The organism is Crocinitomix algicola, from assembly GCF_001661595.2.
Classification (GTDB): Bacteria; Bacteroidota; Bacteroidia; order Flavobacteriales_D; family Crocinitomicaceae; genus Crocinitomix; species Crocinitomix algicola.
This window is the reverse complement of the sequence record NZ_LYPF02000017.1, coordinates 47,347-62,322: the sequence shown is the minus strand read 5'-3', so window position 1 is coordinate 62,322 and position 14,976 is coordinate 47,347. Positions and strand designations below refer to the sequence as shown.

Below are 14,976 nucleotides of genomic sequence, written 5' to 3'. Positions count from 1 at the left end.
GTTCACGCCTTTTTGGCATAAGATAGGTTTGGGCAGTGTATTTGATATTCCTATTTTAATGAATCGAAAAGTAACACGTATATCATTTGCAATTTCGTTTACTATCGTGCTGTTAATGTGGCTCGTTTTTATAATGGATTATACGTTTGACCTCAATTGGTACAAGTATGGTGTCAGGCCAGGTGAATGGTCTGGATTAATAGGAATTTTCACTTCTCCATTTTTACACAGCACACGTGATTTCGGACACATTTTGAATAATTCGCTTCCGGCGTTTATTCTAACATGGTTATTATTCTATCATTATCGTCAAATCGCTACTAAAACCTACTTATTAATCTTTTTCTTATCAGGTATAGGTACCTGGGTTTTGGGCAATCCAAATTATCACATTGGTATGAGTGGTGTAATTTATGGTTTGACTTCTTTTCTCGTAATCAGTGGTTTTTTTCGAAAAAACATGCGTGTTGCCGCAATCTCTTTATTTGTGATTTTCATTTATGGGAGTATGATTTGGGGTATTTTCCCTATTAAAGTAGGTGTTTCTTGGGAGGGTCATTTGTCTGGATTATTCGCCGGAATTATTGCGGCTGTTATTTTTAAACAAAAAGGACCGCAACCTAAAAAAATGCGCTACGAAATTGAAGAGGAATTAGGAATTGAACCAGAGCTAGAATATTGGAAAGAGGATTTTGTACCTCCCCATAAAGAAGAGTCGTTAGGAGAACATCATCAACCAAAAATAGTTTACCAATTTATCCCAAAATCAGTAACAGGGAAAAAGGCAGATAAAAATACTAAAACTGATTAAAATCTTGCTTTTCAACATTGTTGTCAATGGTTTCCTGATGATCATCTTTTCCATCATTGTTTTTATCGACTTTAATTTTTGGCAATTGCCCTAATAAAACTTCCCGAACATTTTCACCGCGATAAGTGATTAACGCAACGGTCATAATGATACTTGAAATTAGGATAACAAATAATAAAATACCAGCATCAAAAGCCTCAATTGCAAATTCTGGATGTCCACCAATTACAAAAAATAATAAAATGGTTATTAAGCCTCTAGGCGCAATATATAATTGAGGCGTAATATCTCGTCTAACTACAATTTTCAAAATAATAAATCGAACAATATAAAGTGTTAATATTACTCCCAAGCTAATCAGCGCAACATTAGGGTCAAAAATGGAATTTAGTGTGATAAACATTCCGAAAATCACAAAAAAGAAGGTTCGAATAACAAAAGCTGATTCTAATGTTAACAAATGAAAATCATGTAAAATTGGCTTCACTTTTTCTTCGTTGACCCAATTTCCCATCACCTTTCCTCTAAAGAAAATGCCTGTGTTGTTTAAAACTAAACCAAAAGCGAGAATGATTAATAAAGAAGATAAGTGAAATTTTTTACCTAAAGCATACATCAGCATAAGAACAGAAATCACCAAAAATAGTTTGACTTGTGAAGTGAGACGTTGAAAAATAAAAACTAAAGCGTAAGCCAATAAAATTGAAACGATGAGAGTAACACCAATGTTCATCCCAATATTTAAAGAGACGGCTTGAAAACTAGCTTCTTTGTCGGCTCCTAACATAAAGTAGAAAAACATAATACCTAAAATATCTGAAAAAGTACTTTCATAAACCATAAACTCCTTCTTCACTCCGGTTAATCCGCCAACGCTTGGAATGATTATCGCTGAACTCATGATAGATAATGGAATGGCGTAAATCATACATTTGTAAAAGTAATTCCAACCATTTGGATCGATCATTTCGGGAGCAGGAATAAAATAATAAATAATGGAGGCTATCGCCAATGAGGAAATGACTAAAGCAGTTAAAGCCACAATAAAAGAATTAATAATTAAACTCTTTTTTTCACGCGTAAGCTTCAGATCGAGTGCTGCTTCTAACACAATCATCACTAATCCTACATTTCCAATGATTTCTAGTGTACTTAATGAGGCTACATCCTCAGTATTGTATTTTCCAGGTAAAAATTCTTTAATCAAAATTCCCAAACCTATGAGCATTAAAACACTAGGAATATTTGTTTTTTTAGCAAAAATATTGAAGAAAAAAGAAATAATAATGACCAGTGATATGCCTATAATTAGGGTGTACGTTTCCATGTTAATGATTTAATTTTGGGAAGTTAATGAAAAATGATGTTCCAACGTTTATTTCTGATTCAAACCAAATTTTTCCCTGCATACTTTCAACAATTTGTTTTGACATTGCTAACCCTAAACCAGTACCTTTAGATTTAGTCGTGAAATAGGGAACAAAAATACGTTCTTTTTCGGTTTGTTTAATTCCTACTCCATTATCCTTAACTTCAATTTTGTAATAGTTTTCGGATTCGGTTAGTGTGACCGAAATAAGGCCTTGTTCACCTACAGGAATAGCTTGAATGGCGTTTTTTGTGAGGTTATTAAAAACACGCAATAATAAATCTTTATCTGCCCAAACTAAGGTTGGCGTTTTTGGCTCAATATGAAGGTTAATTTGATGCTGATCATATTCAGCAAATACGGAGATTGTGCTCTGTAGAATTTCGGTCAAATCCACTTCTGTTTCACTTGGCTTTGGCATTTTTGCGAAGTTCGAAAATTCGTTAGCAATCGTGGTTAATGCATCAATTTGTTCGATTAAAGATTTTGTGACCCGCTGTAATTTCTCTTCTGATTCTTCATTCGCTAATTGAACCGAACGCGATAAATGTTGAATGGATAGTTTCATCGGCGTTAATGGATTTTTTATTTCATGCGCCACTTGTTTAGCCATCTCACGCCAAGCGCTTTCACGTTCACTTTTCGCTAACATCTCTGCATTTTTCTGTAGTTCGTCCACTTTTTTATTATATTCTTTCACTAAATCACCAATTTCATCGGTTCTATGATAAGCAATAGACTGAGATCCAGACCCAATTTGTACGTTTTTAATGCTTTCTTGAATATATTTTAAAGGTCGAATTAATCGATTGGAAACTGTAATAGAAAGTATCGTTGAAAAGGCCAACATGAATACCATTATATTAATAATAGCCAAAAGAAACCCCGAGATTTGATTTTCCATTTCTTGTTGTCGAGAAATGTATTGAACATTTAAAAATGCCAAAAAGTTCCCTTGGTCATTATATATCGGACGATATCCAGATAAATATTCCAGTTTACCGATTCTTTCTTTGTGGATATACTCACTTTGATTATTTAAATAAATTCCGCGATATGCTGACGTATTCATTTTCTTTGATACTAAGCCCTGAGAATATATTTTTGGTTGACTTGAAGCGAGAAGATCACCCTTATGATCAAAGATGTTGATGTCCGTTACAAACACACGGGAGAATTTTGTTAGCAAGAATTCTAAATATTCTGCTTCGGTTTCGTCTACCTCCTCTTCTTGTTTTAATCGATCTTCAATTTCAATTTTTACGGCGCCAATTTTCTCTTTTAATAAATCTTTATTGGTTTCTAGGTTGATATCTGCAACATAGGCCCCAGCACCAACAGCAAATGCGACAAGTGTTATAAAGATGAGACTAATTAATACAGCCTGAATTTTTACATTAAGTTTGATATTGTTAAAATTGACCTTTCGTTGGAGTTGTACGTAAATTAAAGGGATTAAAAGCAATACGCCAAATATTATAAGGAGGTAGGAGAAAGAAGTAAACAAGGCTATTCCCGTAGAAGATTCTTTCGATACAACCGTGTAATCACCTTCCTCACTCAAGTAAACAAAATGATTGTAATTTCCTTTTTCAGTAAACGTTCCAACCTTGTTCACCCAATAAAATGCGGAAGTTGGATAATTATAATCACCACGCCGCGTGACAAGGTTATTGTTCACATATTTTGCAATGGAGTAGTTTTTTAAGTGATTGATGTTTGCGGTTCTATCGTCTAGTAGTAGGGATGGTAAACCTATTTCATCTGGAAATTTTGTGGAACGAAATTCTGTGAATAAATGACCATACAATGAATCTTTATGTATGATATCTATTTTTGATAGGTAATTGAGTTTATCAGTGTAGTTGTTTATAAAATACAAATCGGGCGAAGCTGCCGTTGAAATTCCTGAAGTCTTGATGATTTCTTCAAAGCGCTCAAAAGATTTTAAGTCATAATTACGAGGGTCATATAGCAACTTTTCATTCGAATCGAATAGGAAAAACTTAAATTGAAATTTATCCTTTAACCGATCGAAATACCGCTCTTCTATAGTTTCACTGAATATAGAGTGGTCAAAATTACCAATAAAATAGGGAGCTAAAAATTCATCAGCTTCCATTTTTTTTGCTAATTCTGCAAAATCAATTTCAGTCAAAGGATCCCGGTCTTTAGCAATTTTGTCGGCTTGAAATTTTCGAATTTCCCTTTCTTTATCGGCGCTGTAACCTTGCAAAATATAAGAGGCATAAAATGCAATAAAAGCAAGCATGCTGATTACATGCGCAAATTTATAATCACTCTCGGTAAAATGAAACCATAATAACGAACCACTCAAAAATATTGGCCAAAGAGAGGTGAGCAAACTTTGATCGAAATAATATTGATCGGTTACAATATAAACGCCCGAGGATATTACCCACATAAAGGCCAATTTATTCCATTCAAATTTGCTGGCTTTTAATTGAATAATAATGTATTGAACCAGTTTAAAATAGGCATAGAAACTCGCACCTATTAATGCAATACTCACAAAAGTGTATTGGTTCAGATCAAAAAGGCGCTCTAAATCAAAGGGAATTTTAGAGTTGTAGACTAGGGAGTGGATAATTTCATTGATTTGGAAAGCGATGTAAAAACTGGAGAGAAAAAGAGGAACGACAAATACAACGAGTTTCAATTTAAGGTTTCCAGTAGCAAACCAATTTCTTGTGCGCTTTAGTAAAAAATGAACGATAAAATAAAAGATGGAAATATTGATAATCAAGTCTCCCAAAGAAGGTGCAAGGTTGGAGGAGGCGAATAGCTCAGGGTTAAATAATTCGAAATCAGAAAATAAGCCTGTGAATTCGGAGGTTAACCACAAATAGCGCAATAAGACTATCCCAAGAGGAAATAGAATTAATAAAATTGGTTTTGTAATTAATAGACGTTGAAAAGCGTTGATTAATAGTTGAAGAAGAATAAGAAATCCAACCAAATACAAGCTAAAGACGATTAATTCTAATGTGAGATTTTTTTCTGTTTCATCACTTGGAATAATTGAAAAAATATGTTCTCCGTTTATGTTGTGAACCGGAAATCCTTTTTCGGAAAATGAAATATCGCCACTGAGGTTTGGTGCTAGTTCTGGAGAGAACTCATTTACCAAATCTTCATTTTCATAGTAATATTCATTTTTAACCAAAAAAGCAGCAACGAATAGTCGTTCTTCGTCTCTGTAAGTGGCTAATTTATACCAACCATTTTGGAGGAGAACGATCTCGTTATGCTCCCAATAAGAGTCACTGGGGTGTGGAACAGCTATTCGATTGCTGGACCATAAATCGAGGGTATCCCCATTGAACGAGTAAAATGAAAATCCCGTCTCTTTTTCGAGTTTTTGCGCAAGTGCAAATCGAGCGTCTACAGTTTTTTGTGAAGGAAATCGAGATGAAAATTGATTCAACTCTTTATATAATTCGGTAGATTTCTCCTGATAAGCAGCTTCGAAATCTGAAATCCCACCTTCTCCTATGTTGACGTTAAGATGATAATGAAACAAATAGGAGCCTAAAATCCAGAATAGAAATCCTATTCCAGCTGTCCAAATAAAGCGCCTTTTTGTTTTCAAATTCATTATCTTTTCTCAACAAGAATTATACCCTTTCTATAGGTCTAATTTTTCATGTATTTTAGCCATTAAGATATGAATATTATCGTCAAATTTTTGGTTGTTAGTAATAATCAAGTCTGATTTATCTTTAAAAGGCTCAACATGATTCGCATAAGATGGTATTACATGATTCTCCCATTGATAAATTATATCCTCTTTTTTATAGTTTCGCTCTTCCATATCCCTTTTTAATCTTCTTTCTAACTGTAACTTTTTATCAACAGTTAAATAAACAGAATAATCCAGCAATTCTCGCATAAAAGGATAATACATCACATACAAACCTTCAACGATTAATAATTCATTCGGATAAATCTCTTGAAACTCTTGTTCATTAGCAGGATTGTTGAAACCATAAACTTTTTGGCGTAAGGTTTTACCTGATTTTATATGGTGAATATCACGTTCTAGTTGTTTGGCATCTAAAGCAGTTGGCAGATCAAAATTAACAATGCCATTTTCATCTTTTGCTTGTTGTTCAATTGGGAAATAATAATTGTCGAGGGATAAAGTAGATACTCGCCCGTCAAATTCTTCATACAATTGATTGATTAACGTCGTTTTACCAACACCACTTCCTCCAGTGATACCAACAATATATCGAACCATAGTTTTATTGTAAATTTAGTAGCACAAAAATGCAATAAATATTTTGGAAGTTAAAATGAATACTGTTTTCAATCGGCTTGTTTTATCTGATTGTATTTTTGATTGAATTCACAGAATTTACCTTAAATTGCACTTTTGTTTTTAAAACGATTTTTTTAAGCATCAATCCTACAGATAAAATAGCATTAATACTGCCCTGTTATAATCCTACAGGTGATTGGACAAGAACCATTATTGACTCTTATCGTAATTTACAACGCTCTGTAGCGCACGAAATTGAAATTATTTTAGTTAATGACGGATCCACCAAAAATGTAACGAAAGATGACTTGATGATTCTCAATAAAGAAATACCTACGATTAAAATCATCACATATGAAAACAATAGAGGGAAGGGTTTCGCATTAAGGGAAGGGGTAAAGTCTACGGAAAATTCATATATAATCTATACCGACATTGATTTTCCATACACGCAAGATAGCTTTATTAAAGTTTATCAGAAATTACAGTTAGGTCATGATGTTGTGCCCGGACACCGTGGTGCAGGTTATTATCAGAATACACCTTTTTTAAGGAAAGTAATTTCCAAATTTTTGAGATGGACACTTAAGTCTTTTTTAAACCTGCCTACTGATGATACGCAATGTGGTATTAAAGGATTTAACCAACGAGGAGCAAAGATTTTCATGCAAACTGAAATCGATCGTTTTCTGTTTGATCTTGAATTCATAAAATTAGCAGCTAAACAAAAAGTGTCTATTGCAACGGCGAAAGTCGAATTGAAACCTGGTGTGGTATTTAGTAAAGTGAATCTGAAAATATTGGCACGAGAATCGGTTAACTTTTTTCGCGTTTTATTTCGCTCTTGATTCTTGTGATTTGAAGGAATTGGCGTCTATCCAGTAGTTGTCGTAAACTATAAACTCCCTTTTATCACGCCTAACTGTTTTGAAAATAGCTGGACCAGGACTTTCTTTTATCATTAATTCATCAATATGAAAGGGCTGCATATTTCCATTACCAGTAAGTAAAATATCCAAAGTCTGCATTTTGTCAGAAACTTCAAATTCTAATTCAACCATGCACCATTTATCCACAATAACCGTTGATTGCGAGACCAGGAAATTATTCAGCCATACGGTGGTGTCATTTTGTGTTTCTTGTACAACTGCCGAAACATCAGGCCTATCGACCAATAAGTCATACCAAAAACGAACCACATAATTACCGGGTTGAATTTGATGTGAGTTTAAGGTAAGTATACTGTTCCACCCATTCTTTTTACCGTAGTAAGAACTTTGTCCATAGAATGATGGGTACTCACTTGGCGGAGGACTGCAGGTGTCATAGTTGGCGGTGTAAAACCAGACGTCCGATGTGTCACTTCTCCATTCTTCTTTTAACTGTATTGTTGCATTTTTATTTTTTTCTACTATTTCATTAAAACGGCGTGGACTATTCCAATGGTTTTGGTCAAAATCTACGATGAGATATTGATCGTTTTCGTATAAATCGGTCATTTCCCAGATCATTTTCATTTCTTGAGGATCGAGTACACCATTGCGTTTAACAATACCGATTTTTGCATCTTTTGGAAGGTCATAGGTCAACATCTTTTCCATAAAACCAGGTGAAAAATAATTGTTAAAATCAATGGATTCTGTAAGAGACATCCGTGAAGACACAGAGTTTAAAAGCGGAATACCTGTGTGATAGCTTAAAAGAAATGCATCTTTATTGGCCTCTTCATCGCCCAATAACATAATATTTTCACTTGACATGTGTTGAAAAGGTAAAAAGATAATTGCATCAAATTTGGCCGCCTCGACGTAATCAATAACCTCCTTTAATTCGGGTGCTACATATTCAGTTTTGAAAGCATTTTTACCGCGGATAATATCGCGAGAGAGCATTGAGTGAACTGGGGCAAACTCTAAGGTTGTAAAAATTAACCCAAGGATGAATAGTAGGTTTATTCTTTTGTGTTTAAGACTGAGCCTATATAATCCAACTACAGCAGAAATCGTAATGACATAGTAAAAAATCCATGTAAAACGGCCAAGTACGCGAAACTGCTTCAACGGGCCAAACAAATCTGTCACCCATCTCATCCAATCAAACTTTAATGGAAAACAAAAAGCAAACATTAAGATTAAATAAGCCGCAATTAAATAAATTATAATTTCGTTCGCTATAACAGCTTTTAGGTTGAACTCTTTTCGATTTTTAAATTGATACACACCAATCACTATCAGAAAAATAATAGTAGAAAAACCAATATATGACCAAGATTCCCAGTTCCCAATATTAATTTTCATACGTATAGCCAAATGAGCTAAAGGGCCATCATGAGCAACTAATAAGGATTTCCAACTGGCATAATAGTCAAAAAAACCAGCTGGATTTGACAATCTATTTTCATGAGTGTCAGTCAGAAATACCAAACCTTGAAACAAAACAATTGGTAAAATTGCTTGTGCTAAAATTTTTAATAGAGAGGATTTAATCTCATTTCGATTGATGATGGCACGCACAATCCAGTATGCAAATCCAAAAGAGGTTAAAATCATACCAAGGTAGGGGTGTGTGAAAAAGAAGATGAGAATGTAACCCGCAATTATAAAATTCCAATAATTAAATTTTTTTATGGTTTGACATTTAACCAATAGCCACCACATAATAGGTACCGCAAACACATAGGCCATTGAGTAATGTCCAAGCATTCTGTACACTTGGGGGCTGAGAAATATAATGGTCACAGCAGCTCCTAAACTCCACCAATTTGAAACACCAAAATGACGCAATAGTTTAAAAAGAAAAATAGCACCTATTGGATAAGAAAGAAGCATCAGTATATTCATAATGCCAATCCCATAATTTTCTAACCCTAAAAGATGAATTGTCCAAGATAAAAAAGGGTGAGCATCGGTATATACGATATGTTCAAAATATGGATAATTCATCCCCGTAAATTCGGTAAAATTTTCACCGTATTTTGCATGATAGAGATAGGTGTAATAATTCTTTATGCCGTCGCCGCCATCATCAAATAAAAAGTCATTAGGCGCAAGAAGAACGGTCGAATAAAAAAAGAATAAAACCGCTGAGGCTGCAAGAAATGTTAGATAAATAAACTTATCGCGACTGATTTTGTGCATGTATGCATGAATTAAATCGCTAAATTAAGCTTTTACTAGATTTTCGCAAACTAAATTTTCACCGCCTTTTCCAAGGTATTAATGATTTTTTTATCGGCATCCATTTCAGCCAAAACACCAATTGGTATTGTAAACTTAGGTGCTATATGTCCAAAAGATGCACCCTGGTAAACTGGTGTTGGCGATGAACGAAAGTGTTGTTCAAAGACTTCGGCTAATTCATAAGATTTGGCGGGTTCTTCAGGGGTACAGTTTTTAAAAGAGCCTAAAATTAAACCATTTATTTTTTTAAACACACCGGCTTGCTTTAATTGCCAAAGCATTCTATCTATTCGATAAGGTTCCTCTCCAATTTCTTCTAAAAAAAGGAGTTTACCCTTCCAGTTTGGTTCATAGCCCGTTCCAATCATGGAGACAATAACTGTTAAATTACCTCCAATAAGTCGTCCCTTTGCTTTTCCGGTTGACCAAGTTTTAAGTTCTTTCTTGTTTTCTGGGGGATTTTTTAGTTGAAACGGTAATGTGCTTACTAAAGCTTTTTTTACGTGGTTCAATGTGAACTTTCCCCACGAAGAATAACCACTTGGTCCGTGAAAAGTGACGAGGTTTGTTTTGAGATATATTGCGTTGATTAATGAAGTAATGTCACTAAATCCCATAATTATTTTGGGGTGTTTGGCGATGATATCGTAATCCAATAAATCTAAAATTCTGGCACATCCCCAACCACCACGCATGGTTAGAATAGCATCAATTTTATCGTTTTCAAAAAATGACATTAACTCATGTGCACGTTCTTTATCACTTCCAGCGAGATAACCTTCTTGTTGGTAATTTGTTTCTCCAATAACAATATTAAATCCTTCATCGTTCAGAATTGTTCTGATTTTATCAATCTGTTTGGCATTCCAAATAGCGCCAGCTGGAGCAGTTAAGGCAATTGTTGAACCCGGCTTCAGGTTATGTGCTAATTTAAGAGGATTAGACTCCTTGAGTTCACTAAAACTAGACAATCCTAATCCACTTACACCAGCCATAATTCCTGTTGCGGCGCGAATAAAATCTTTTCTTTTCATTAATACTAAATATACAGTTTTTAAGACCGATTATCTGAGCTATCCGTTTTTTTTAATAATCGAATTATTATTTGCATAGAATGCATCTAAATAAGCCTTAACTTTGTACAATAAAATGAAGAATTATGGAGGAGAAAAGAGTTCCGATTACATTATATGCTGAAATGACGCCTAATCCACTTACGATGAAGTTTGTGGCGAATAAATATTTACTAATTAATGATCAAACAGTGCAGTTTGAAAGTGGGGCAGAAGCCAAAGGTTATTCGCCATTAGCAGAAGCATTATTCAATTTTCCTTTTGTTGATGGTGTTTTTATTTCAGGAAACTTTGTAACGATCACGCGAACGGATAACGTTGATTGGGATTTTATAGTGATGGAATTGAGAGACTTTATTCGTGAATGGTTAGCGGATGGGAAAGAAGTTTTAATTATGATGCCATCAACCCAGCCTAAGTCGAACGGAGAAGAGGAACAAGATAAGGCACCAAGAAAAGTTTTTGAGCCATCAGAATTTGATGAGCCAATTATGCATTTACTTAATGAATACGTTCGTCCAGCTGTTGAAAATGATGGTGGAGCGATTGATTATGTGGGATACGAAGATGGTATTGTTACAGTTGAACTTAAAGGTTCGTGTGCTGGATGCCCATCATCCACTGCAACGTTAAAAGGAGGAATAGAACAATTACTAAAATCTAACTTGAAAGAAGTTAAAGAAGTGGTTGCGTTGAGCCAGTAATTAAATATAAAGTACTGGCTCCACAACTTCCTGCTCGTGAAATACGATACCGAATTTTTCCAATTCTTCTAAAATAGGTTCGTATATTTCTTTGTGTATTGGAAGTTGTACACCTTTTATTTGAATAGTATCGTTTAGTATCATTTTAGCACAAATTCCTGCAGGTAATCCAACAGTAGTACTCATGGCAGTGTAAGGTTGTTTTTCTCCTTTTACCACCATGTGGGAATTAATTTCTTTAAATTCTCCATTGATTTTGTAAACGAACTTATGCCACATAACAATCATATCTTTGTCATCGGGGCCGAGTTTCCATTTATCTGCTAAAATTCGTTGTAAAAATTGTGCAGGTGTTACGTCCGTCTCAAAATCATATTTTACTTTGTCAAAAATACCTAACCATTCAAGTTTCATGAACATCGGATCATCTTGATCAATTTTCAAATAATGCCTTAGTTTTAATTCAACAGAATCATTGACATTATACGGTAGAAATGAATTTATAAAATCACGACGCGTCATGTTTTTACTACCTTCAAGTATATACGAATCATCGGTTGCACCTAATTGTACAAAACAATCCCAAGCTTTGGAGAACCCTTTTCGTCTAAATGTTCCCCTATAAATTGTTGGGATATCTTGGAGGTTATAAACGTCTCTATATTTCAAAGAATCTCTGTTTGCATACCCTTCAAATTTACCGTAACCAGGTATTTCAATAAACTCAGTCCGGCGGAATAATCGGTGATAAGGAATGTATTTGTATTGCCCTTCTTGAATAAACTTAGCAGCTCCTCCTTGTCCAGCTAGAACAACGTTTCTAGGATTCCAGGAAAATTTATAGTTCCATGGGTTGTCATCACTTTCTGGGGCGACTAAACCACCTGTAAAAGATTCAAAAATATGCATCTTACCACCAGCTTCTTCTATTTCATCCAAGATTTTTTTCGCACTCATGTGGTCGATGCCTGGGTCTACACCAATTTCGTTCATAATGACTATTCCAGCGTCAATTGCCGCTTGGTTAAGTGCTTTCATTTCGTCAGAAATATAAGAAGGTGTAATTAAATTGGTTTTGTGCTTAATGCAGTCTTTTGCAACTTCAACGTGAAAACGTGCAGGAAGCATGGAAATAACCAAGTCGGCCCATTCTATAAGCGGGGAACGTTGCTCTTCATCCAAACCATCAAGTTCAAATCCTTCAGCATTTTTACAATTTGCAACCTTGGACGCAGCCAATGCTCCATCTTGATCACCAACCCTTATTAACCAACCTTCTTTTTCAGCATTTTGAGTAAAATATCGAAGCAAAGATGATGTGGAGAGCCCTGCACCGATAACCAATATTTTTTTCATGTTTGTCTTTGTTTTAGTCTTTCTTGGGTATTTCAAATCTAACATTTTTCTATCGTTAAAAAAAACACTAGACAATTATTTTTTGAAAATAAATTCACAAATCACATAAAATAGTTGGTTTCGTTATGGTTAACGTATTTCATCATTCAAAAGTGACAAAAAAGTCTTTTTAAAACGATAAAAGATGAACGTAATTACTTTACGATCTACCCCAATAATATTGTATCAAAATTAAATGTTATGGAAAATATTATTTCAATTTACGAGCAACTGATAGTTAAACAAGTTACTTATGAATCAGGGGATAGCGTTGTGAAAGCTTTTTGTGATGTGATTGTGAAAGGGCGCAAGTTTGCAACAGAAATGATGATTTCTCAATCTGACCTCAATCGTATAATAGCTAAAATAACAGCACTTGGAATAGAGTTTCAAGTGAATCAAGTCAATCACATTCCAATGGAGGACGGTTCTGAAATTATTGACTATTCGTTTGAAAATGTATTTGGCGAAGGTATTGTATTGGAGGACTTCTATTTTAACCAAAAAGTACAAGAATTGAGGGCTTAATCTCGTGCAGTAATTTTGTTTTCTGGTGTATGAAATGATTTTGTAGAATATTTGACCAGGGTAAATTTGATTTGTTTATAGGAGTTATGTTCGAAGTCGTTGGTTTAAACCTGCAGTTTTTGTTGGTTAAAACTTAAACAGTATTAAATTCTCATTTTTGTAAGCAACCAAAATCAAACGACGGGCGTATTGTGAAAAAAAGATTTATCTTTACAAAAAGCATTGTTATGAGAAAACTATATTTTCTATTCGCGTTTGCAGGTCTTGCACTTGCACATTCGTGTACCGATCATGAGGTAATTCCACCACCAGTTCCGTTGGTGGACCTAAATTGTGAATGCGAAATGGATGTAGCTGATTCAGTAAATAAGGTGACTTATTCAGATTCATGTAAATACTACTCAGATAAAGTAATTTCTACTGGTGATGGTACATCAAACGCTAGATACAGAACGTTTATCAAAGACGCAGGGGTTATCGGTGGATTGGAAATTGAAGTTCGATCAATTGATTGGGTGGATGATGGATCAAATAACCCGCCTTTAGATGCTTGGAAAGCATTTTTAGAAGATAATCCGACACCAGTATATTCAGGTGGATATGATCATAACGGAGTTGTGGTAAGATGGACTGATCCAAATGGAAGAGTTTGGGAAAGTGATTCAACATCAACCATTTGTGTAAAAGATTTTGTTTTCAACACCATGATTCACGAATCAGATACTACAGGTACATACATGCAATTTGATGCGACATTCAACTGTTCCTTATTCAATTCAGATTACGGTGTAATTGATAGTTTAAAGTGTATCGAAAATGCGCATGTTCGATCGGCATTTAAATTAGAATAAAACGTATTAAGAATATATTAATTAAACGGGAGGTTCTTTGAATCTCCCTTTTTTTTTTCTAATTTTAACAGGAAGCATTAGCAAAACTATGGATGGAATACTTCGAATTGCTATATTAGGTGATTACAATTTCGCATATCATTCGCATAATGCAACTAATCAAGCGTTGCAGCATGCGCAACAAGTTTTAGATCAAGACATAAATTATTATTGGTTAAACGAACGTGAATGTTCTGAAGAAATAGACAATTTTCACACCTCTTTTGACGGAATAATTATTGCCCCCGGTCCGTACCAACATCCCTTTTTCTTTCAATCCATTATTTCTAAATTAATACAGCAAGATATTCCGGTGTTAGGAACGGGTGACTGTTTTAAAACCCTTGTTCAGACCCACTTTGAGAACAAAGGATTTGATCCTAAATCTGAAAAAATAATTTCGGATAATTTAGTAACAGGTAATCAGTTTACGAGTGTTACGCTTGATCGATTTTCAGCCGAATTTGGTAAAATTTATTTGAACAGAGGAGTTACCGAATACAGTTCTTCTCGCTATTCAATATTACCACATTATTCGGAGTTATTAACTGAAGATTTTGAAATTGGTGCACGAAATCAATACTTTGATCCGGAAATTTTAAAGTTGAAAACACATAATTTTTTTGTGTTCACGATGTTCTGTCCTCAAATAATTTCCAGTAAAGACATTCCACATCCAATTTTCACTTATTTTGTAAAAAGTGTGCGTCGGATATTAGATATCAAAGAAAGTACTTATTAA

General features: G+C 34.5%; 12 protein-coding genes. 6 read left to right on the top strand and 6 right to left on the bottom strand.

Features of this window, described 5'->3' with window-relative positions; genetic code table 11:
* The first annotated feature begins 58 nt into the window (after positions 1-58).
* Positions 59-811: a rhomboid family intramembrane serine protease gene (locus A8143_RS10930; RefSeq protein ID WP_070138211.1), complete on the top strand. Its 753-nt coding sequence runs from the start codon at positions 59-61 to the stop codon at positions 809-811.
* Here A8143_RS10930 and A8143_RS10925 read toward each other — a convergent pair.
* From A8143_RS10925 to A8143_RS10915, 3 genes are read right to left on the bottom strand one after another with little or no spacing between them, the layout of a single operon-like run.
* Positions 798-2,138: a cation:proton antiporter domain-containing protein gene (locus A8143_RS10925; protein WP_070138098.1), complete on the bottom strand. Its 1,341-nt coding sequence runs from the start codon at positions 2,136-2,138 to the stop codon at positions 798-800. The two genes, A8143_RS10930 and A8143_RS10925, sit on opposite strands and share 14 nt — an antisense overlap.
* A gap of 1 nt (position 2,139) precedes the next feature.
* Positions 2,140-5,799 (bottom strand): sensor histidine kinase, encoded by a 3,660-nt coding sequence (locus tag A8143_RS10920; protein WP_070138097.1) that lies wholly within the window; start codon positions 5,797-5,799, stop codon positions 2,140-2,142.
* 30 nt (positions 5,800-5,829) lie between these two features.
* A complete protein-coding gene (locus A8143_RS10915) occupies positions 5,830-6,444 on the bottom strand; it encodes a uridine kinase family protein (protein ID WP_070138096.1) in 615 nt (204 codons plus the stop codon).
* Positions 6,445-6,542: 98 nt separating this feature from the next.
* On the opposite strand from A8143_RS10915, the gene A8143_RS10910 reads away from it, so the two are divergent.
* Entirely contained in the window at positions 6,543-7,313 is a 771-nt protein-coding gene (locus tag A8143_RS10910; protein ID WP_175437532.1) for a glycosyltransferase, read from the top strand.
* Here A8143_RS10910 and A8143_RS10905 read toward each other — a convergent pair.
* Together A8143_RS10905 and A8143_RS10900 are read right to left on the bottom strand one after the other, a co-directional pair.
* Positions 7,299-9,602 carry a hypothetical protein gene (locus A8143_RS10905; RefSeq protein ID WP_070138095.1) on the bottom strand — a complete coding sequence of 768 codons (2,304 nt, stop codon included), beginning with the start codon at positions 9,600-9,602 and terminating at the stop codon, positions 7,299-7,301. The two genes, A8143_RS10910 and A8143_RS10905, sit on opposite strands and share 15 nt — an antisense overlap.
* A 50-nt stretch (positions 9,603-9,652) precedes the next feature.
* Positions 9,653-10,678 carry a S66 peptidase family protein gene (locus A8143_RS10900; RefSeq protein ID WP_083261336.1) on the bottom strand — a complete coding sequence of 342 codons (1,026 nt, stop codon included), beginning with the start codon at positions 10,676-10,678 and terminating at the stop codon, positions 9,653-9,655.
* 125 nt (positions 10,679-10,803) lie between these two features.
* Between A8143_RS10900 and A8143_RS10895 the strand changes: the two genes are divergently transcribed.
* Positions 10,804-11,421, top strand: a complete 618-nt coding sequence (locus tag A8143_RS10895; protein ID WP_070138094.1) for a NifU family protein — start codon at positions 10,804-10,806, stop codon at positions 11,419-11,421.
* On the opposite strand, the gene A8143_RS10890 is transcribed toward A8143_RS10895, so the two are convergent.
* Complete coding sequence (locus A8143_RS10890) at positions 11,422-12,777, bottom strand: saccharopine dehydrogenase family protein (RefSeq protein ID WP_070138093.1); 1,356 nt, start codon at positions 12,775-12,777, stop codon at positions 11,422-11,424.
* A gap of 240 nt (positions 12,778-13,017) precedes the next feature.
* Here A8143_RS10890 and A8143_RS10885 point away from each other — a divergent pair, with 240 nt between their 5' ends.
* The 3 genes from A8143_RS10885 (at position 13,018) to A8143_RS10875 (ending at position 14,976) form a co-directional block, all read left to right on the top strand.
* A complete protein-coding gene (locus A8143_RS10885; RefSeq protein ID WP_070138092.1) occupies positions 13,018-13,344 on the top strand; it encodes a hypothetical protein in 327 nt (108 codons plus the stop codon).
* 227 nt (positions 13,345-13,571) lie between these two features.
* Positions 13,572-14,195, top strand: a complete 624-nt coding sequence (locus A8143_RS10880; RefSeq protein ID WP_139134340.1) for a hypothetical protein — start codon at positions 13,572-13,574, stop codon at positions 14,193-14,195.
* An 88-nt stretch (positions 14,196-14,283) separates the two neighbouring features.
* Positions 14,284-14,976, top strand: a complete 693-nt coding sequence (locus A8143_RS10875; protein ID WP_070138090.1) for a CTP synthase — start codon at positions 14,284-14,286, stop codon at positions 14,974-14,976.